Origin of the sequence: Streptomyces sp. NPDC048383, from assembly GCF_040651775.1 — a bacterium.
Classification (GTDB): domain Bacteria; phylum Actinomycetota; class Actinomycetes; order Streptomycetales; family Streptomycetaceae; genus Streptomyces.
In genome coordinates, this window is record NZ_JBEZKS010000036.1 from 47,218 (window position 1) to 65,129 (window position 17,912).

Here is a 17,912-nt window from a genome sequence, read left to right on the forward strand (position 1 = left end):
GCACGCGTCGGCGGACCGGCCGAGGCCGGTCCGCCGACGCGTTCTCAGAGCCGTTGCGCGAGGGCGATGCCCAGGGCGACGACGAGCGTCACCACGACGAACACGATCAGCCGCTGCCGCAGCAGCTTCGGATCCGGCCGCGACGGCCGCCGCCCCGCCCCGGTCGTCCGCGGCGCCTGCCGCCCACCGGCCGTACGCCCGCCCGTGCGCCCCGCCGTCGAACCCGGCTGGTTGCGCGGGGACGAGGGCCGCGAGTGCGGTCCGCTCTGCGGCCCCCGCGCCCGCGGCGTGGGCGTACCGCCCCCCGTGCGACGCTCCGTGCGCTGCTCGGCGTACTCGTCGGCGAGCCGCCCCGTCGGCCGCTCCACCCGGGCGCGCTGCGCCGGCGGCCTGCCGTCGCCGAGCCCCTGCGCCTCGCGGGCGGCGATCTCCTTCAACCGCATCGACAGCTGGAGGGTGGTCGGCCGGTCCTCCGGGTCCTTGGCCAGACACGCCGAGACCAGGGGGGCGAGGGCGTCCGGCACCCCCTGGAGGTGCGCCTCCTCGTGCACGACCCGGTACAGCATCACCTCTGAACTGCCGTGCCCGAAGGGCGAGTCGGCGGTCGCCGCGTAGGCGAGGGTGGCGCCCAGCGCGAACACGTCGGTGGCCGGCGTGACGGCGGCGCCGCGCACCTGCTCGGGCGCGAGGAAACCGGGGGAGCCCACGGCGGTGCCCACGTGCGTGAGCGTGCTCGCGCCGGTGGCCCAGGCGATGCCGAAGTCGATGATCCGGGGACCCTTGGGGGAGAGCAGGATGTTCGAGGGCTTCAGGTCCCGGTGGACCACCCCCGCCTCGTGCACGGCGACCAGGCCCTCGGACAGCGCGGCGCCGATCGCGGCGATCTGCGCGGCCGTCAGCGGACCTTCCTCGGCCACCTTGTCGTGCAACGAGGGGCCGGGTACGTACTGCGTCGCGAACCAGGGCCGCTCCGCGTCCAGGTCGGCGGCCACCAGCCGCGCCGTGCACCCGCCGCGGATCCGCCGGGCGGCGGACACCTCGCGCGCGAAGCGCGAACGGAACTCCTGGTCCTCGGCGAGATCGGGTCGGATCACCTTGAGGGCGACGCGCTGTCCGCGCCGGTCGGAGCCCAGGTAGACCACGCCCATGCCGCCCGCACCGAGCCGTCGGTGCAGTCTGAACGAGCCGACGACACGCGGGTCCTCGCGCCGGAGCCGCATCATCGCCATGTCCACCCCGCTGACCGGTCGTCCTGTTGACCTGGCACAGCTTACGGACCATCCGCCATGCGCGCTCAGAGGCCGCGCCCTCGCCGCAGGATTCGATCGTCTGTGCGGAGCAGGCCACTTGGGGGTTGCGCCGCCCGATCGGGCACTCTTTGCCCGGAACCCGTGACATTCCCCAAGAGGCCTCCGCCGCAAGGCGATTGGCCGCCCACCCGCCCGCCCTCACGAGCGGACGCGGCCCGCACCGGGCCGAACGGCCGCAGGGGCGCGTCAACGTCCCGCACGAGGACACGCGTGCGCGGGGAGTGACGGAAGTGAGCGAAGTCACTACCCTCCGGTCATCCCCTCCGGGAAGACCCTCACAACGGGGGAGTCGTCTCCACCCAGGGGAGTAGTCGGGGGCGGGTGCGTCATCCTCCCGGAGGCCCGGCAATGGGTACGAGGGCATGAGGCCGGCAGCCGTTCGCCCGCCTAGTGTTGAAGACAAGCGGCGGGTGTCGCACTCGTCCCCCGAGGTCAAGCCCGCCGCTGCCAAACGACAGGGAGAGGACCATGGCGGACATCGCACGGCAGGGACGCAAGGCATTCGCGTTCAACGGCCATGAGTCCGGTACGCGTCACCCGCTGGTGGCCGCGGCGATGGTGCTCCCCCTGGCCGCCGTCCTGCTCTTCCTCTTCGGAGGCTTCGAACAGGTGGTGGCACAGGCGTCGTCCGTGGGCGTGATGCTGGGGCGCTGAGCGGCGCCCCGGGCCCGGGAGAGCGGCCCGGGCCGGGACATCGGCCTGTCGAACCCCGTGGGGACGGGGGCGCGACGGACGGCAGGTGAAGGGTGCTGCCCGTCCGGCTGGGGAGCCGGACGGGCAGCACCCTTTTCAACACCCCGACCCCGCACGGGTCGTACGCCGGCGTTCGCAACCCCGGCCCGTCACCGCGGAAGCGCCCCCGCCCGAGGCCGAACCCGACGCCACGGGCCGGACCACTCGCCCCACCCCGGACGCCGCCGCCGTGACCCGTACCGGCCGTGTCGGACGGCCTCCCCTTCGCGCCCCGCCGCCGACCGCACAACCTCCCTCCCCACCGCTGCCGGGTCGCGGACCCGTCCCGTCACCGTGACAGCGGACCGCACGGGAACCTGCCCGGCGCGGAGGAAAGCGGGCCGAAGCCCCGACCCCACCTTCAGGCACCGCCCCGCCCCTCGAACCCCCGTCGGGCCGGCCGGTACCGACCCCACGCTTCGGGCTCCGACCCGCCTGCCCATGTCCCGACCCGCCCTTGGGGCGCCGTTCCGTCCGTCCCGGTACCGACCCGGCCCCTCGGGCAGCGACCGGCCGTCCGGGTGTCGGCCCCACCGTCCGGCCCGGCCGCGGCCCCGCGGCCCCGCGCGGCCGCCGACCGGGGGAACCTCCCGGGATGTCGCCCCACCCACGCGGCGACATCCCGGGGGGTTCCCCGCCGCCACCCGGCTCCGGGGCGGGATCGGTCGTACCCTCCTGGTGGGAGAAGGGGGCCGGATGATCCGGGACACCGCGCCGGGCACGACCACACGCGCCGCAGCCGCAGCCGCAGCCGTACGCCCGTACACCGGCACCGGCACCGGCACCGGCACCGGCACCGGCACCGGCACCGGCACCGGGACCGGGACCGTGCCGGCCGGGCCCCCCGGCCACCGGCAGGCCGCCCCGTGAGCGCCGTCCTGCCCGCCGCGCTCGCCGCCTGGGGGTCGGGCGGCAGCGGCCACCCGTACGCGCTCCTCGCCGACCGGCACGACGGCACCGTGGTGCGCTGCGGGGACGCCGTCGCCAAGGCGCACGCCCCCGACACCGACCCGGAGGCCCTCGCCCTGCGGCTGCGGATCGCCGGAGCGGGCCCGCTGGCCGGGGTGCTGCTGCCCCCGCTGCGGACCGGTACCGTGCACGGCCGCCCCGTCTCCCTCTGGCCGTACGGGACCCCCGTGGACCCGGAACGCCCCGAGGACGCCCCCTGGGAGGCCGCCGCCCGACTGCTCGCCGCCCTGCACCGCACCCCGCCGGAGGCCCTCCCCGGCCCGGTCCCGCCGATGCGCGGCCCCGCCAAGCTGGCCCGCGCCCTGCGCCGCCTCGCCCGAGCCGTCCCGCCCGGCCCGGGCCACCACCCCCCGGACCCCGCCCACCCGCAGGGCGGCGCGCCCGCCACCGCACCCCACCCCACGGAGCCCCCCGCCCCCGCGCCCCGGCGGCTTCCCCCGCACCTCCCGGGTCCGGCCCCGGGGGCCCGGGCCGTGCGGGCGGCCGCCGCGACCCTGCCCGACTGGGTCCGGGGCGAACGGGCGGCCCCGCCCGGCGGGACGCTGTGCCACGGCGACCTCCACCTAGGGCAGTTGGTGCGGCACCCCGCGCCCGGCGGCCCCTGGCGGCTCATCGACGTGGACGACCTCGGACTCGGCACCCCCGCCTGGGACCTGGCCCGCCCGGCGGCCTGGTACGCGGCCGGGCTACTCGCCCCGGAGGTGTGGCTGCGCTTCCTGGACGCCTACCGCGCCGCCGGCGGGCCGGCGGCCGGCCCTCCCGGTACCGATCCCTGGCCGGAACTCGACCTGGCCGCGCGGGCGCTGACCGTGCAGGGCGGGGCGCTGGCCCTGGCCAAGGCGGCGGTCGAACGGCGCCCGCTCGACGGTGCGGAACGGCTGATGGTGGATTCCTGTGCCCGAATCGCCGCGATCCCGGCGGAGTTGGAGCCGGGGGCCCCGTCGTAGGGTGAGGGCCCCGTCACCGGGTATGCGTCCGGTGTCGACGCAGACGGCGAGGAGTTGATCGGTTCATGCAGTGTCCGAAGTGTCACGCGATGATGCACACGTACAACCGCAACGGCGTTCAGATAGAGCAGTGCAGCGGCTGCCGCGGCATCTTCCTCGACTACGGGGAGCTGGAGGCGCTGACCCGGCTGGAATCCCAGTACACGGCCCAGCAGTACCCCCAGGTCCCGCCGCCCGCCGCACCGCCGGCGCCCTACCCGGCCCAGCACGCCGCCCCCGCCCCCGCCTGGGGAGCCCCCCAGCACGGCGGGCACGGGCACCACGGCCACCACAAGGGCGGCTTCGGCCGGATGTTGTTCTCCTCCTGACGAGCCCGGACCGGCCCGGATCCGGCAACGCGGAAGCCCCGACCGTCTTTCGACGGCCGGGGCTTCCGGGTGGTGCGCGATACTGGGATTGAACCAGTGACCTCTTCCGTGTCAGGGAAGCGCTCTCCCGCTGAGCTAATCGCGCGGGCTCCACGGCTCGCGAGCCGCAGGTCGAACGGTACTACACACGTTGCAGTGAACTGCGTGCGCGATACTGGGATTGAACCAGTGACCTCTTCCGTGTCAGGGAAGCGCTCTCCCGCTGAGCTAATCGCGCGGGGATCCTTGCGGACCAGTGGACGATACTGGGATTGAACCAGTGACCTCTTCCGTGTCAGGGAAGCGCTCTCCCGCTGAGCTAATCGTCCTTGGAGGTGGAGACGGGATTTGAACCCGTGTAGACGGCTTTGCAGGCCGTTGCCTCGCCTCTCGGCCACTCCACCATGGAGCCGCGGGGGTTATCGGGAAGAAATCCCCCACTTCGAGCGGACGACGAGACTCGAACTCGCGACATCCACCTTGGCAAGGTGGTGCTCTACCAACTGAGCTACGTCCGCAGGTCACCGTGTGTGCTCCGGGGTGTTCCCCCTTCGCTCCCTGGCGACGTGTTGAACTCTAGCGGATTCCCGGGCCAGCTCAAAAACACGTTTCCGCAGCGTGCTGCCGCACGATCACCGCCGGTCACCCGAGCGTCACCTCTCCGGCGCCATCACGTCACCGGTCATAGACTCGCAGCCGTGCACGACCTGCCTCACGACCTGCCTCCCCTGGCCCGCTTCGGCGGCCTCCTCGCGACCGACCTCCGAGACGTCACCAGCGACGCCTCCGCCCTCGACTCCACCGGGTTCTGGGCGGTGGCCGCCGACTTCGAGGGCCGGCTGGTCTGCGCGCGCTTCGGGGACGTGCGTCCCGATCCCGTGCCCCCGCCCGTGCCGGGCGCCTGGTCCGGGCCCGGGCGGGACCAGTGGTCCTCCTCCCTGGACCGGGCCGCGTACGTCGGCGGCGTCCGCCGGATACGCGAGCACATCGCGGCCGGGGAGGTCTACCAGGCCAACCTCTGCCGCGTGCTGTCCGCCCCGCTGCCCGACCCGGACACCGCCGACGTCGACGCCCTGACGAGCCTCCTCGCGCGCGGCAACCCCGCCCCCTACGCAGGAACGATTCGGCTGCCCGCGCACGGCGTGGAGATCGCCACCGCCTCCCCGGAACTGTTCCTGAGCCGCTCCGGGCGCCACGTCGAGTCCGGTCCGATCAAGGGCACCGGCCGTACCGCCGCCGACCTGCTCCCCAAGGACCACGCCGAGAACGTGATGATCGTGGACCTCGTCCGCAACGACCTCGGCCGGGTCTGCGCCACCGGGTCCGTCACGGTTCCCGCGCTGTGCGCGGTGGAGGAGCACCCGGGCCTGGTCCACCTCGTCTCCACGGTCGGCGGCGAACTCGCCGAGGGCGCCGGCTGGCCCGAGCTGCTGGCCGCGACCTTCCCGCCCGGCTCGGTCACGGGCGCGCCCAAGTCCTCCGCGCTGCGGATCATCGAAGCGTTGGAGACCGCCCCGCGCGGCCCCTACTGCGGCGGCATCGGCTGGGTCGACGCCGACCGGCGCACCGCCGGGCTGGCCGTGGGCATCCGTACGTTCTGGATCGACCGCGAGGCACCCGGCGGACCCCGCCTGTGCTTCGGTACCGGCGCCGGGATCACCTGGGGTTCCGACCCCGACCGCGAGTGGGCGGAGACGGAACTCAAGGCCGCCCGGCTGCTCGCTGTAGCGTCGGGCACACACGAGACGCACGACCTGAGTGGAGGGACCGTACGGTGAGGATCTGGCTCGACGGAGCACTGCGGGACGCCGAGGACGCGAAGGTGTCCGTCCTGGACCACGGCCTGACCGTGGGCGACGGCGTCTTCGAGACGCTGAAGGCGCACCACGGCCGCGCCTTCGCCCTCACCCGTCACCTCGACCGACTGACCCGCTCGGCCCGCGGCCTCGGGCTGCCCGACCCTGACCTCGACGAGGTGCGTCGGGCCTGCGCCGCGGTACTGGAGGCCGATCCGGTCCCGCTCGGCCGGCTGCGGATCACCTACACCGGCGGCCTGTCCCCGCTGGGCTCCGACCGCGGCGATACCGGCCCCACCCTGGTCGTCGCCCTCGGCGACACGGTCCGCCGGCCCGACAGCACCGCGGTGATCACCGTCCCCTGGGTCCGCAACGAGCGCTCCCCGCTGACCGGCCTGAAGACCACCTCGTACGCGGAGAACGTGGTCGCCCTGGCCCGGGCGCACCGACAGGACGCGTCCGAGGCGCTCTTCGCCAACACCGTCGGGCAGCTCTGCGAGGGCACCGGCTCCAACGTGTTCGTCGTCCTGGACGGCGAACTGCACACCCCGCCCGTGGCCTCGGGCTGCCTCGCCGGGATCACCCGGGCCCTCGCCGTCGAGTGGACCGGAGCCCGGGAGACCGACCTCCCCTTCGAGGTCCTGGAACGCGCCGACGAGGTGTTCCTCACCTCCAGCCTGCGCGACGTCCAGGCCGTCCACCGCGTCGACGGCCGCACCCTGGGCGCCCCCGGCCCGGTCACCGCGAAGGCCATGCGGGTCTTCGACGAGCGCGCGGCCTCCGACCTCGACCCGTAGTCACGGGGCCGCCGGGCGGGTAGAAATCGACGATGACCACCACCCTGCGGCCGAGCGGGCCGCTTCAGCAGAGCGAGGGCGGCGCCCGTTCGCGCCCGTACGAGGTCCGGGTCAACAGCCGGCGCGTCGGGAGGCTCCTGATCGCCGCCGACACGCCCTTCGGGCCGACGGTCGGCGAGATCCGCGACCTGGTCATCGACGAACCGGACCGCCGGCGCGGACGGGCCACCGTCGCCGCGCTCGCCGCGGAGGAGGTCATGCGCGGCTGGGGCTGTCGACGCGTGCGGATCGCCGTACCGGCCGGCTCCGCGGGCGGCCTGCGCCTCGCGGCGGCCCTCGGGTACGTCGAGTACAGCCGCAACATGGCCAAGGAACTGCCCGCCGAACCGCCCGCGCTCTCCGCCGGGGTCCTCGGCCGCCCGATGACGGAGGCCGAGTACGAGCTCTGGAACGCCCGGGCCCGGGAGGCGTACGCCGCGAGCTGGGTCGAGCGGGGCCTGTCGCCCGAGGCGGCCGCCGCGAAGTCGGCCGCCGACCACGACACGCAACTGCCGCGGGGCCTGGACACCCCCGGGGTCGCCCTGCGCGTGCTGGAGGCCGCCGGCGCACCCGTCGGACAGGTGTGGGTGGCCCCGCTCGACGGCAACGCGTACGTCTTCGACGTCGAGGTCGCCGAGGCGCACCGGGGGCGCGGGTACGGGCGCGACCTGATGCTCCTGGCCGAGCGGACCGCCCTCGCCGAGGGCTACCGGGTCCTGGCGCTGCACGTCTTCAGCGCCAACACCCCTGCCGTGCGGCTGTACGAGTCCCTCGGCCACCGGACCACGTCCCACAACCTCGCCAAGGACCTGATCTAGGCCGTCCGCCGGGCCGGGGCCTCAGCCCGCGAGGAGCCGGTCGACGATCTCCTCGATGCGGGCCCGCAGGCCCTCCTGGCTCTTGCCGCCGTCGAGGCGCTCGCCGTCGATGACGTAGGTCGGGGTGCCGGTCACGCCGATGGCCTTGCCCTCGGCCTGGTCGGCGTCGACGATGAGGATGTGTCGGCCGTCGATCAGGGCGGTGTCGAACTCCTCCACGTCCAGGCCGAGTTCACGCGCCACGTCGAGGAGCACGGCCTCGCCGCGCGAACTCAGCTCGGCGGTCCGCGCCAGCAGGGCCTCCGCGTACGGCCAGCCCTGCCCCTGCTCCACGGCCTCCTCGGCGGCCTGCGCCGCGGCGAAGGCGTGCTTGTGCTTCTCCAGGGGGAAGTGGCGCAGCCGGATGTCCAGCCGGTCGCCGTAACGGGCCCGCAGGGCGCGTACGTCGTCCAGGGCGCTGTGGCAGTCCGGGCACTGGAGTTCGCACCAGACGTCGAGGATCACGGAATCGGTCATGGGAACAGTCTCCCAGCCCGGTACCCGCGCACCGACCGGGACCTGGGGAGGAGGCGGGACCCGGAGATGTCCCGGAGATCGGGCGGCGCCGGGCCCGGGGCATGGCCCGGACGGTATCGACCGGTGCAGGATGGAAGGGACGGATCGCCCACCCGCCCGACCACCGCCGGAGGACCGCATGATTGCCGAGACCATATGTTCCGCGGTGTCCGCGGCCGGCCTGGGCCTCGCCGCGGTGACGGCGTACCGCAGGCGGTTCCTGGCGGCCACGCGCATCGCCGCGTACGCGCTGGTGCCGGTCGGCCTGGTGCTGACGGGCGTCGTGGCGTGGGTGTCGGGGATGGTGTTCAAACCGTCGGTCTGGGCGGGCTTCGCACTGCTGGGTGTCGCCTGGCTGCTCTTCATGATCACGCGGACGGTCGAACGCCGTCGCGGGACGAGGGACCCCGAGGCCGGGGCCGCGAAGGCGACCAGGGGCGGCCGGACCCGGGAGGCCGTCGCGCCCTCGGCGTCGGCGCCCTCCCTCGGCGCGGGATCCCGTCCGGCCCCCACCGCCCGGCAGGCTCCGACGGCCCCGGCGGACGACTTCTCCGACATCGAGGCCATCCTCAAGAAGCACGGCATCTGACCGCGCCGGGCGAGGTCCCGCCGTCGCCGTAGCGCACCCGCGGCCCCGGGCGGGGCACAAGCCGACGGGAACCACCTGAACTGACGAGCGCGGGCCGACCACCACGGTGATCCTCGCGTGTTGGGAACCGTTCCCGCGACGGCTGCGCGATCATCGCCCCGACATGCTCGAAACATCGCCGGCCGATCCGCCGGCCCCCGCGCCCGTCGCCGAGGCCCCCCTCACCGAGGAGGGGCGAGGCTGCCTCTTCGCCCTCTCCCAACCCCCCTTGATGATCTTCCTAGGGGTGATCGGGACCCTGCTGCTCCTCGCCGCCGTGCACGACCTGTTCCTGCTCTGAGGCCTCGGGGTGGGCGTCCGCCTCCTTGCGGCGCGCCCGGTACGCGGCCACGTGCAACCGGTTCCCGCAGGTCCGGCTGTCGCAGTAGCGCCGCGACCGGTTCCGCGACAGGTCCACGAAGGCCCGCCGGCAGTCCGGCGCCTCGCAGCGGCGCAGCCGCTCCTCCTCGCCGGAGACCACGATGAAGGCCAGCGCCATCCCGCCGTCGGCCGCGAGGTGGTCGCCCACCGAGGCGCCCGGCGCGAAGTAGTGCACGTGCCAGTCGTAGCCGTCGTGGTCCGTCAGCTGGGGCGTGGTGCCGGCGGTGGCCACCAGCTCGTTGATCAGCACGGACGCCGCGCGGGAGTTCGGGGCCGCGAAGACCTGGGCGAACTTGCCGCGCACGGTGCGGACCCCGGCGAGGTCGCGGGCGCTGAGCTCGCCCACGTCGCTGATCGCGTACTCCTGGACGAAGCCGCGCAGCGCCCCGATGTCGGAGAGTCCGTCCGGCTGGTCCGGTTCGGCCGCGGTGTTCACCAGCGCGACGACGACGTCGAGCGCGCGACGGGTGTCGTGGGGGATCTGCACGGGGTCGCTCCCTGAAGGCCGGGCCTGCGGCGACGATCGACTGTCGCCGCTGGTGGCCGACTCTAGCGCCTCCCCGCAAGGGGTTACCCGTGGGAGCGGGGCGGCGCCCGGGCCTCACGCACACCGGCGCCGTCCTCGCGGTTGGCTTCCGCGAGAACAGCGCCGGCACGTGCGTATGTGGTTGTCCGACCCGCACCGTCGCCCCGAGTCGGACGGTGTCGAGCGGCGGTAGGCCTGGCTCAGCTTTCGGCCAGGATGTGGGAGAGCTCCTTGTCGAGGTCGAAGTGCCGGTGCTCGGTCCCGGGTGGAACCGCGGCGTCCGTCCGCTTGAGGAACGATTCGAGTGCTCGGGCGGGTGCTTCGAGCAGTGCTTCTCCCTCCGGTGAGCTCAGGGCGATGCAGACGACGCCCTGACCGTGGCTGCGGGACGGCCAGACGCGGACGTCGCCGGTACCGGTGGGCCGGTGCAGGCCCTCCGCGAGGAGGTCACGGGCGAATACCCATTCGACCGTCTCCTCGGCGCCGGTGTGGAAGGTGGCGTGCACGGCGTAGGGGTCGGCCGTGTCATACCGCAGGCCCGCGGGAACAGGCAGTGAGGACTCGCTCGACACAACGAGGCGCAGGTGCAGCTCGCAGCTGACCGTGGTGTTCATAAGCGCCAGGGCCTTTCGCTCAGTGTGCGCTCGGGGATTCGCACGTCGGCGAAATCGACATGCCACCTACGGTGGCGTTGTAAACCCCTCTGACCGTTTTGCGGACCTCTGGGTCCCTCGGACGGCGGATCCAAACCGGCGTTCACGTGTGCTTCGGGCTCCGGTAGATTCAGTGGCATGAATACGGGGAGTGACCGCGAGACCAACGAGTCCGCCGGCGGCGGGGCGCCCGCCGGGGAAACGCCGCACGTGTCGAAGGCGCCCGCCTTCATCAAGGCCAACCGCAGCCTCCACCTGAGCTGGCAGGTCGGCGTCTTCATCGTCGGGCTGGCCGTCATCGGGGCCGGCATCGCCATGCTCGTCCTGCCCGGCCCCGGCTGGGTGGCCATCTTCGCCGGCCTGGCGATCTGGGCCACCGAGTTCGCCTGGGCCCACCTCGTCCTGCGCTGGACCAAGCGCAAGGTGAGCGAGGCCGCGCAGAAGGCGCTCGACCCCAGGGTCCGGCGCCGCAACATCATCCTGACCAGCGTGGGACTCGTCGTCGCGGGCGCGCTGATCGGCTTCTACCTGTGGAAGTACGGGCTCGTCCTGCCCTGGGACATCAAGGACCAGTAGGCCGCCGCGGCTGGTCACGGAGCACCGCTGACATGCGGTAATGTTTGCGGTGCGTCCGGGCGATTAGCTCAGTGGGAGAGCACTTCGTTCACACCGAAGGGGTCACTGGTTCGAACCCAGTATCGCCCACCCGGACCGAGGGCCCGGAGACTCCACGAGAGTCTCCGGGCCCTCGTCGTTCCCGCCGCCGGCCGGCTCAGCGGAGCCGGCCGAGCGCCTGCCGCAGCCGCCGGGCGTCGCGCAGCCGCTTCTCGTACGTCGCCCCCACCACCAGCAGCAGCAGGCCCGCCAGGGCCGGCGGCAGCCACCGGGGGAGCGCCCCCGCCACCTGCGCCACGTACGGGGCCAGCTCGTGCAGGGCCACCGCCGCCAGCGTCACGCCGCCCAGCAGCAGCGGGGCCGCGAGGCGCCGGTGCGCGCCCGCCAGGGTCAGGGCCAGCGCCGCCAGGCCCAGCAGCAGAGGCCGCAGCCAGTGCGCGTCGCCCCAGGCGGCCACCAGGCTCGGCAGCAGCGTCGCCCCCAGCCCCGGCCCGTACGCCGGCCAGGAGGAGACCGCCGGGTCCTTGCGGCGGGACAGGAACCCGACCGCCAGGGCCAGTACCGACACGGGCAGCGCGTACGCCTCCGGCACCGTCACCCCCGAGGCGCCCAGGCGGACCCACGTCGCCGCCACGAACAGCGCGCCCGCCGCCCAACCGCAGCGCCGCCGGTCCGGCCGCAGCGCCGCCGCCGCGCACACCACCCCGACCAGGGCGAGCACCAGCGCCAGCACCGGCGGATCACCGACCGCGAGCGCCACCGCCACCGCCGCCGCCACGGCCGCCGCGCACTCCGCCGGGATCCGCACCGGGCCGAGCCGCGCCGCCAGGGCCACCACCACCGCCGGAGCCACCAGCGCCGCCACCCCCGACCAGGCCGGCGCGAGTCCGGCCAACGCCGCGAGCGCCACCGCGAGCGCCGTCGCGTACCCGACGGCCGCCGCCGCCCCACCGGCCCGTACGGCCACCCGGGCGGGCCCGTACGCCGCTGCGAACGCGGCACCGGCCCCCAGCAGCCCGAACACCGCGAACGTCGCCACACGGCCGTCCAGCGCCCCCAGCGACACGGTCAGCGCGCCCACCGCCGCGCACACCGCGGCCGTCGGACCGGCGGCCCGGCGGGACGCCCGCAGCGCGAGCAGCCCGGCAGCCACCGTCACCGCCGTCTGCGCCGCCAGGACCGCCGCCACGGGCAGCCCCAGCAGCACCGGGGCCGTGAACGACCCCGCCCAGCCGGCCACCACCGCCACCACCGCCGGCTCCGGGCGCCGCAGCTCCCGGGCCGCCCACCAGCCGGCCCCCGCCACCAGCAGCAGCGCCACCGGGACCGCCGCCCCCGCGCCGGAGCCGGCCGCCGCGGGGGACGTCGACGCCCACACCTCGCCGAGCACCCCGACCCGGGACGCCGCCGCCAGGGCGACCGTCGGCGCCGCGGTCAGGGCCGCCAGGGCGGCCACCCCGGCTGCCGCCCGCAGCAGGCCGCGCCGGACCTGCGCCGGCAGCGCGGACGCCCGTACGACGGCCAGCAGGGGGAGCGCCGCCACCAGGTGCACCACCACCGGCCACATGTCCCCCCGGGCCGCGTGCCCGGCCGGGACCAGCGCTCCGACCGCCGCCACCGCGGCCAGGCCGCCCACCAGCGCCGCCGCCGACGCCCGCGGCTCGCGCCAGGCCACCGCCACGCCCAGGGCGGCCCCCGCCGCCAGCAGCAGCGCCGGACCGGCCGACCCGGGACCGTCCAGGGACAGCGCCAGGGCCGCCGACAGCGCGAGGCCGCCCGTCGACGAAGCCGCCACCCACGCCGTCACCCGCACCGACCGCCGCGCCACCGCCACCGCGAGCGCGGCGTCCGCCGCGGCCGTCACCAGCACCGCCCAAGCGACGCCCGACGGCCCGGCCCCCGCCGCGACCGCGGCCAGCGGCAACGGCACCTGCGCGACCAGCACCGCGACCGGCAGCGGCAGCCGCAGCCGGGGCAGCGCCGCGCCGTAGCCGGCCCAGAGCGCGGCCAGCGCCGCCGCGGCCCCCGCCGCGTACGCGGTCCCGTCGACCCTGGGCAGCCCGACCGCGTGCAGCGCGTACGCGTCCAGCACCGTCAGCAACAGCCCCACCGCCGCCACCGACTCCGCGGTGGACCGCAGCCCCCGCCGCAGCAGGCCCGCGGGAGCCGCCAGCGCGGCACCCGTCACGGCGGCCAGCACCAACGAACGCCCGGCGATCCCCAACGAGCCCCAGCTCACCAGGGTGAAGGCCAGCGCGGCCACGGCCAGCAGCACCGCACCCAGCGTCAGCAACACGTTCTGCGCGCCGCGCGCCGGCGCCGCCGCGGGCCCCACCGGCCGCGGGGGACCGGCCACGGCGGGCGCGGGGTGCGCGAGGAGGCCGATCAGCCAGTTCCGCCGGGACAGCAAGTAGTGCCGCCGGGTGTCGAGTTGGATCAGCTCGCGGTCGATGAGCGCCAGCTCCTCGGCCGGCGGCAGTGCCGGGGCCACCGGCGGGAAGGGGGTGTTCATACGCGGAGTGTGGCGCCCGTCACGGCATCAGGACATGGGCGGGCGTACTCAGATCGCCCCTGAGTACCCCCGGGGAACGGGGTCCGCCGAACCGCCCACGCGAGGCCGTCCGACGCGCCAGACTGGAGCCATGCACCGCTGGACGCACTACCGCTTCCGCAGCGTGTGGGACCTGCCGGCCCCGCCCGCTCTCGTCTTCTCCCTGCTGGAGGACCCGGGGCAGTACCCCGCCTGGTGGCCCCAGGTCCGCCGGGTCGAGCCCGTCGGGGAGGACGGTGGCAACGCCCTGATCCGCTCGGTCCTCCCGTACGGCATCCACGTCGGCCTCACCGGACTGCTGCGCGACCCCGCCCGGGGCGTGCTGGAGGTCGCCCTGCGCGGCGACATCGAGGGCTGGGCCCGGTGGACCGTACGCCCGCGCGGCGGCCCCGGAGCCGGCCGCACCCGCGCCCTGTACGAGCAGGAGGTCGACGTCCGGGCACCGTTGCTGCGCCGACTCTCGGTGCCCGCCCGGCCGCTGTTCCGGCTCAACCACGCCCTGATGATGCGGGCCGGCCGGCGCGGTCTCGCGGCCCGGCTGACGGCCGGGCCGGAAGCGGTTTGAACAGACCCCGGGCCTCTTGTATTGTTCAGTCCGTTCCCGGGCGATTAGCTCAGCGGGAGAGCACTTCGTTCACACCGAAGGGGTCACTGGTTCGATCCCAGTATCGCCCACCGGGACAGGCCGGTCCGTCAGATGACGGACCGGCCTTCCGCATGTACGGCGCCGTCGCGCCGGGCCCGCGACCCGGCTACGCGGCCTGGTTCAGCTCCGGCCGCAGCGGCCAGTGCGGATCCACCGACTCCGGCGTCCCCTGCCGCGCGAACCACGCCTGCAGACCACGCGCCTGCGCCGCGTGCCACACCGCCTGCAACGTGTGCAGCTCGGCCGGCGTCAACCGCTCCAGCCTCCCCGCGAACCGGCGCCCCACCGCCCGTACGAGCTCCAGCGACGCCAGCGCGTCCGCCGACGCGTCGTGCGCGCCCTCCAGCTCTATCCCGTAGTGCGCGCACAGGTCGGTCAACGTGCGACGGCCCTTGCGGTAGCGGTCCAGGTGCTTGTCCAGGACCCGCGGATCCAGCACCGTCAACGGCCTGCTGTCCAGGTAGCGGGACAACGACGACGCCCGGTGCCGGCGCAACTCCCGGTCCAGCAGCGTCAGATCGAACGGCGCGTTCATCACCACCACCGGGCGCCCCGCGACCTGCTGCTCGCCCAGGGCGCGGGCTATCTCCTCCACCACCGGCGCCGGCCAACGGCCGTGGCGCTGGAGGTGCTCATCGGTCAGGCCGTGCACTTCCGTGGCTCCCGGAGGAACCGGGATGCCGGGATTGACCAGCCAGCGGGTGGTGCGGACCCGGCCGCCCGCACACTCCTGCACGACGAGCGCGGCGGACACGATCCGGTCCTGCTCGACGTCAACTCCGGTCGTCTCCGTGTCGAATGAGGCCAGCGGGCCTTCGTACCAGCGCGTCATGGCGAACTCCTCGTCCCCGGTCGGCAGATGGGGAGCACCCGGACGCCGTCGTCTCGGAGCGTGCCACCCCCGCCCGCATCGGTGATACCCGGGCTGTTTGCCCCGTACGCCGTTTGCGGCCCCCCGGGTGCGGAGACAACTGAACTGGGGGACCGCGCACATGACCGGTCATCACCCCGACACCACTCACGGCAGGGCCCGGAAGGCATGGGGAGCCGGCCATGGCGCTCGCACAGCCCGAACCGGGCGGGGTGCTGCAGGCACGGACCGGTCCCGCGACCGGACCGCTGCGCGGCACGCTCGCCACCACCGCCTGCATGGAGACGCTCCAGGTGGGCTACCTCCACGCCGTCGCCGCCGCTGCCGGTTGCTCGTTGTCCCAGCCCTTTCCGGACAACGGCATCGACTGGCACGTCAGCCACGGCGCACCCGAACACGTCGTCGACGACGAAGTGACCGTCAAGGTGCAACTGAAGGCCACCTACCAGGTGCCGCCGAGGCCGGCGGGCGAGACCTTCGGGTTCACCCTCGACAACGAACACCTGGTGAGGCTGGCCCGCACACCGGTCGCCGTCCACAAGATCCTCGTCGTCATGCTCGTACCGCGCGAGCGCGACCAGTGGATCGGCGCCGGCCACGACCGGCTGGACCTGCGGCACTGCTGCTACTGGACCAACCTCGCCGGACACCCCGTGACCGGCCGGCGCCGGACCACCGTACGGATCCCGACCACGCGGATCTTCGACGACCGGGCGCTGTGCGAGATCATGACCCGGGTCGGGTCGGGAGGGACACCTTGATGAACCGGCAGCCACCGCACCTCGAACCGCTGTCTTCCCCGGAGCCGGAACCGGGTGCGCCCGATCCCGCCCAGGTCGACCCCCAGGTGCTCGGTGCGCTGCTGCACCGCCACGGCTGGCTCCGGCGGGGCGGCGCGGCGGGCCGCTACGGCCGCTGGACCCCGCCGCCCGGCCGGCCGACGGGCGGCGCCGCCAGCCTGCTCGTCCCCGAGAACCGCGCCTTCCCGGACTGTTCCGACCTGCTGGAGGAGGCGTTGACGGCGCTCTCCCGCAGCGGCCTCCCGTCGGCCCGGGAGGTCCTGTTCGGGCTGAGCGTCCCCAGCGACGAGGTCCGCTGGGAGCGGGAGATCATCCCCGAGGGCCCCTACGGCCGCCAGGGCGAGGCCCTCTGGACCGTGCAGGAACAGCTGCGCTCGGCGGCCCGGCGGATGCTGCTGGCCGGGGCCCTCGCCGACCGCGCCCGGGCCGGCTACTACGGAGCCCGCCACCGCGCGCAGGCCGAACGCACCCTGGCCGGCGTCCTGGTGGGTTCCTCCCCGGGCGGCCGCCGGCTCACCGCGTACGTCCCGGTCGGCGGCGGACGCGGCCCGGTGACCCGGCTGCACCACGCCCTGCACGCGGCCCGCGAAGCGGTGGACTACCGACGGGCCACCGGCGGCATGGAGGCCTTCGACGCCGCCGTCGCCGCCGGGGTCAGCCGGGAACTCGCCGACGCGCTCATCGCGCTGGTGCGGGGCTCGGAGGGGGTCCGCATCGCACTGGCCTGGGCGCCCGCCGCCGGAGTGCCCGCCGGGTGCGCCGCCCGGCCCGAGCCGGTCGAGTTCTCGCCCGGAGACCTGCCCGTGCTGCGCGAGGCCGCCGACCGCTACACCCGGGACGAGCCGGCCGTCGCCGTCCGCGTCACCGGGGCGGTGGTGCGGATGCGCCGCTCGGCCGCCGGCGGAGGGGGCACCGTACGGTTGCGGGTGTTGGCGGGCGCGGAGGTGCCGTACGTACGGGCCGCCCTCGACGAGGAGGCGTACCGCATCGCGGGCCACGCCCACCTGGTCGGACTGCCCGTCCGGGTCAGCGGCCGACTGCAACGCCGCGGTGGCTTCCGAAGGCTCACCGGGGCCACCGACGTGACGCCCGTCCCGCTGGACGAGGTCGAGCGGGACCGGCTGATGAAGTCCCTGGACGCGGCCTTCGACCCGCAGGACGTGCTGCCTTCGGATGAGTAGCGCGGACGAGTAGCGCGGACGTGGCGCGGGCGACCGTCAGGGCGCGGGCCGGGTGAACTGTGCCATCAGCAGGTCCGGGACCGGGGAGAAGTCCGCGCCCCGGACCATGCCGAGGCCCTCGTACAGGGCCACGGCCGGGGCGTTCGCCGCACCCGTGCACACCTCGACCGTGCGGTCCGGGAACGCCTCCGTCAGCAGGTGGCGCATCAGCCGGGCGGCGATCCCCCGGCGGAACCACGTCGGGTCCACGCACAGCCGGTCGACCCCGATGACCGCGTCGTACTCCGGCGCCCAGGCGAGGAAGCCCGCGATCGAGCCGTCGTCGGACACGGCCCCCAGCCAGTGCAGCGGACGCTCCCGCATCTCCCGCAGGCTCTCGCGCAGCGCCGGGATGCCGTCGAAGCCGATCAGGTCGGCCTCCACCGCGTAGGAGGCGCGGCCGATGCGGTGCACGGAGGCGGCGGTGGCCTCGTCGGCCAGGTCCAGCGCACGGACGAGCGGGTTCGGCATGCGGGGTCGGGTTCCCTTCGGAGGCGGGCGGGACGGGATGCGGGCGGCCCCCACGCTACCCAGGGCCGCCGCCCGAGGGCGCCGGCGACCCCGGCGGGGGCCGCCCGCCGCGTACGCCCCGTTAACCGTTTCGCTGCGCGGGCACTCGGCTCGGTACGATTCAGGCGCGCAGTGTTCGCT

20 protein-coding genes and 7 tRNA genes are annotated in these 17,912 nt (G+C 74.9%); 15 read left to right on the plus strand and 12 right to left on the minus strand.

Annotated features, from left to right (window positions below):
- Positions 1 to 44: 44 nt before the first annotated feature.
- Positions 45 to 1,229 carry a serine/threonine-protein kinase gene (locus tag AB0D46_RS23595; RefSeq protein WP_362880159.1) on the minus strand — a complete coding sequence of 395 codons (1,185 nt, stop codon included), beginning with the start codon at positions 1,227 to 1,229 and terminating at the stop codon, positions 45 to 47.
- A 549-nt stretch (positions 1,230 to 1,778) separates the two neighbouring features.
- Here AB0D46_RS23595 and AB0D46_RS23600 point away from each other — a divergent pair.
- The 4 genes from AB0D46_RS23600 (at position 1,779) to AB0D46_RS23615 (ending at position 4,326) form a co-directional block, all read left to right on the plus strand.
- Entirely contained in the window at positions 1,779 to 1,964 is a 186-nt protein-coding gene (locus tag AB0D46_RS23600; RefSeq protein ID WP_362880161.1) for a hypothetical protein, read from the plus strand.
- Between the two features lie 774 nt (positions 1,965 to 2,738).
- A complete protein-coding gene (locus tag AB0D46_RS23605) occupies positions 2,739 to 2,912 on the plus strand; it encodes a hypothetical protein (protein ID WP_362880162.1) in 174 nt (57 codons plus the stop codon).
- A gap of 8 nt (positions 2,913 to 2,920) precedes the next feature.
- Positions 2,921 to 3,958, plus strand: a complete 1,038-nt coding sequence (locus tag AB0D46_RS23610) for a phosphotransferase (RefSeq protein WP_362880217.1) — start codon at positions 2,921 to 2,923, stop codon at positions 3,956 to 3,958.
- Positions 3,959 to 4,023: 65 nt separating this feature from the next.
- Entirely contained in the window at positions 4,024 to 4,326 is a 303-nt protein-coding gene (locus AB0D46_RS23615) for a zf-TFIIB domain-containing protein (RefSeq protein WP_362880163.1), read from the plus strand.
- Between the two features lie 70 nt (positions 4,327 to 4,396).
- Here the strand turns inward: AB0D46_RS23615 and AB0D46_RS23620 are convergent.
- The 5 genes from AB0D46_RS23620 to AB0D46_RS23640 form a co-directional block, all read right to left on the minus strand.
- A tRNA-Val gene (locus tag AB0D46_RS23620) sits at positions 4,397 to 4,471 on the minus strand.
- Between the two features lie 60 nt (positions 4,472 to 4,531).
- Positions 4,532 to 4,603, minus strand: a tRNA-Val gene (locus tag AB0D46_RS23625).
- Positions 4,604 to 4,622: 19 nt separating this feature from the next.
- A tRNA-Val gene (locus tag AB0D46_RS23630) sits at positions 4,623 to 4,694 on the minus strand.
- Position 4,695: 1 nt separating this feature from the next.
- Positions 4,696 to 4,769, minus strand: a tRNA-Cys gene (locus tag AB0D46_RS23635).
- Positions 4,770 to 4,810: 41 nt separating this feature from the next.
- Positions 4,811 to 4,883, minus strand: a tRNA-Gly gene (locus AB0D46_RS23640).
- A gap of 180 nt (positions 4,884 to 5,063) precedes the next feature.
- Between AB0D46_RS23640 and AB0D46_RS23645 the strand changes: the two genes are divergently transcribed.
- From AB0D46_RS23645 to AB0D46_RS23655, 3 genes are read left to right on the plus strand one after another with little or no spacing between them, the layout of a single operon-like run.
- A complete protein-coding gene (locus AB0D46_RS23645) occupies positions 5,064 to 6,143 on the plus strand; it encodes a chorismate-binding protein (protein ID WP_362880165.1) in 1,080 nt (359 codons plus the stop codon).
- Entirely contained in the window at positions 6,140 to 6,958 is an 819-nt protein-coding gene (locus AB0D46_RS23650) for an aminodeoxychorismate lyase (RefSeq protein WP_362880166.1), read from the plus strand. The genes AB0D46_RS23645 and AB0D46_RS23650 overlap by 4 nt, the downstream gene beginning before the upstream one ends.
- Before the next feature lie 32 nt (positions 6,959 to 6,990).
- Positions 6,991 to 7,815, plus strand: a complete 825-nt coding sequence (locus AB0D46_RS23655) for a GNAT family N-acetyltransferase (protein WP_362880168.1) — start codon at positions 6,991 to 6,993, stop codon at positions 7,813 to 7,815.
- A 21-nt stretch (positions 7,816 to 7,836) separates the two neighbouring features.
- On the opposite strand, the gene AB0D46_RS23660 is transcribed toward AB0D46_RS23655, so the two are convergent.
- Positions 7,837 to 8,331, minus strand: coding sequence for a DsbA family protein (locus AB0D46_RS23660; RefSeq protein WP_362880169.1), 495 nt, complete (start codon positions 8,329 to 8,331; stop codon positions 7,837 to 7,839).
- A gap of 178 nt (positions 8,332 to 8,509) precedes the next feature.
- On the opposite strand from AB0D46_RS23660, the gene AB0D46_RS23665 reads away from it, so the two are divergent.
- Together AB0D46_RS23665 and AB0D46_RS23670 are read left to right on the plus strand one after the other, a co-directional pair.
- Positions 8,510 to 8,959 (plus strand): hypothetical protein, encoded by a 450-nt coding sequence (locus tag AB0D46_RS23665; protein WP_362880171.1) that lies wholly within the window; start codon positions 8,510 to 8,512, stop codon positions 8,957 to 8,959.
- A 163-nt stretch (positions 8,960 to 9,122) separates the two neighbouring features.
- Positions 9,123 to 9,299, plus strand: coding sequence for a hypothetical protein (locus AB0D46_RS23670; RefSeq protein WP_362880173.1), 177 nt, complete (start codon positions 9,123 to 9,125; stop codon positions 9,297 to 9,299).
- Here AB0D46_RS23670 and AB0D46_RS23675 read toward each other — a convergent pair.
- On the minus strand, positions 9,240 to 9,866 hold the full coding sequence (locus AB0D46_RS23675; RefSeq protein ID WP_362880174.1) for a CGNR zinc finger domain-containing protein: 627 nt from the start codon (positions 9,864 to 9,866) through the stop codon (positions 9,240 to 9,242). The two genes, AB0D46_RS23670 and AB0D46_RS23675, sit on opposite strands and share 60 nt — an antisense overlap.
- A 239-nt stretch (positions 9,867 to 10,105) precedes the next feature.
- On the minus strand, positions 10,106 to 10,519 hold the full coding sequence (locus tag AB0D46_RS23680) for an SsgA family sporulation/cell division regulator (protein ID WP_030011909.1): 414 nt from the start codon (positions 10,517 to 10,519) through the stop codon (positions 10,106 to 10,108).
- A gap of 177 nt (positions 10,520 to 10,696) precedes the next feature.
- Here AB0D46_RS23680 and AB0D46_RS23685 point away from each other — a divergent pair, with 177 nt between their 5' ends.
- Both AB0D46_RS23685 and AB0D46_RS23690 read left to right on the plus strand, forming a co-directional pair.
- Positions 10,697 to 11,134, plus strand: a complete 438-nt coding sequence (locus AB0D46_RS23685; RefSeq protein WP_362880176.1) for a TIGR02611 family protein — start codon at positions 10,697 to 10,699, stop codon at positions 11,132 to 11,134.
- 57 nt (positions 11,135 to 11,191) lie between these two features.
- Positions 11,192 to 11,263, plus strand: a tRNA-Val gene (locus AB0D46_RS23690).
- A 67-nt stretch (positions 11,264 to 11,330) separates the two neighbouring features.
- Here the strand turns inward: AB0D46_RS23690 and AB0D46_RS23695 are convergent.
- Complete coding sequence (locus AB0D46_RS23695) at positions 11,331 to 13,685, minus strand: hypothetical protein (protein WP_362880177.1); 2,355 nt, start codon at positions 13,683 to 13,685, stop codon at positions 11,331 to 11,333.
- A gap of 130 nt (positions 13,686 to 13,815) precedes the next feature.
- Between AB0D46_RS23695 and AB0D46_RS23700 the strand changes: the two genes are divergently transcribed.
- Positions 13,816 to 14,289: an SRPBCC family protein gene (locus AB0D46_RS23700; protein WP_362880179.1), complete on the plus strand. Its 474-nt coding sequence runs from the start codon at positions 13,816 to 13,818 to the stop codon at positions 14,287 to 14,289.
- 38 nt (positions 14,290 to 14,327) lie between these two features.
- A tRNA-Val gene (locus tag AB0D46_RS23705) sits at positions 14,328 to 14,399 on the plus strand.
- A 77-nt stretch (positions 14,400 to 14,476) separates the two neighbouring features.
- Here the strand turns inward: AB0D46_RS23705 and AB0D46_RS23710 are convergent.
- Positions 14,477 to 15,202, minus strand: a complete 726-nt coding sequence (locus AB0D46_RS23710; RefSeq protein WP_362880181.1) for a 3'-5' exonuclease — start codon at positions 15,200 to 15,202, stop codon at positions 14,477 to 14,479.
- A gap of 221 nt (positions 15,203 to 15,423) precedes the next feature.
- On the opposite strand from AB0D46_RS23710, the gene AB0D46_RS23715 reads away from it, so the two are divergent.
- On the plus strand, positions 15,424 to 16,002 hold the full coding sequence (locus AB0D46_RS23715) for a DUF4365 domain-containing protein (protein ID WP_362880183.1): 579 nt from the start codon (positions 15,424 to 15,426) through the stop codon (positions 16,000 to 16,002).
- Positions 16,002 to 17,222 carry a hypothetical protein gene (locus AB0D46_RS23720; protein ID WP_362880184.1) on the plus strand — a complete coding sequence of 407 codons (1,221 nt, stop codon included), beginning with the start codon at positions 16,002 to 16,004 and terminating at the stop codon, positions 17,220 to 17,222. Before AB0D46_RS23715 ends, AB0D46_RS23720 begins: the two co-directional genes overlap by 1 nt.
- Before the next feature lie 36 nt (positions 17,223 to 17,258).
- Here the strand turns inward: AB0D46_RS23720 and AB0D46_RS23725 are convergent, their stop codons facing one another.
- The gene (locus AB0D46_RS23725; RefSeq protein WP_362880186.1) at positions 17,259 to 17,732 is read right to left on the minus strand and encodes a GNAT family N-acetyltransferase; all 474 of its coding nucleotides are present in this window, start codon (positions 17,730 to 17,732) and stop codon (positions 17,259 to 17,261) included.
- Between the last annotated feature and the right edge of the window lie 180 nt (positions 17,733 to 17,912).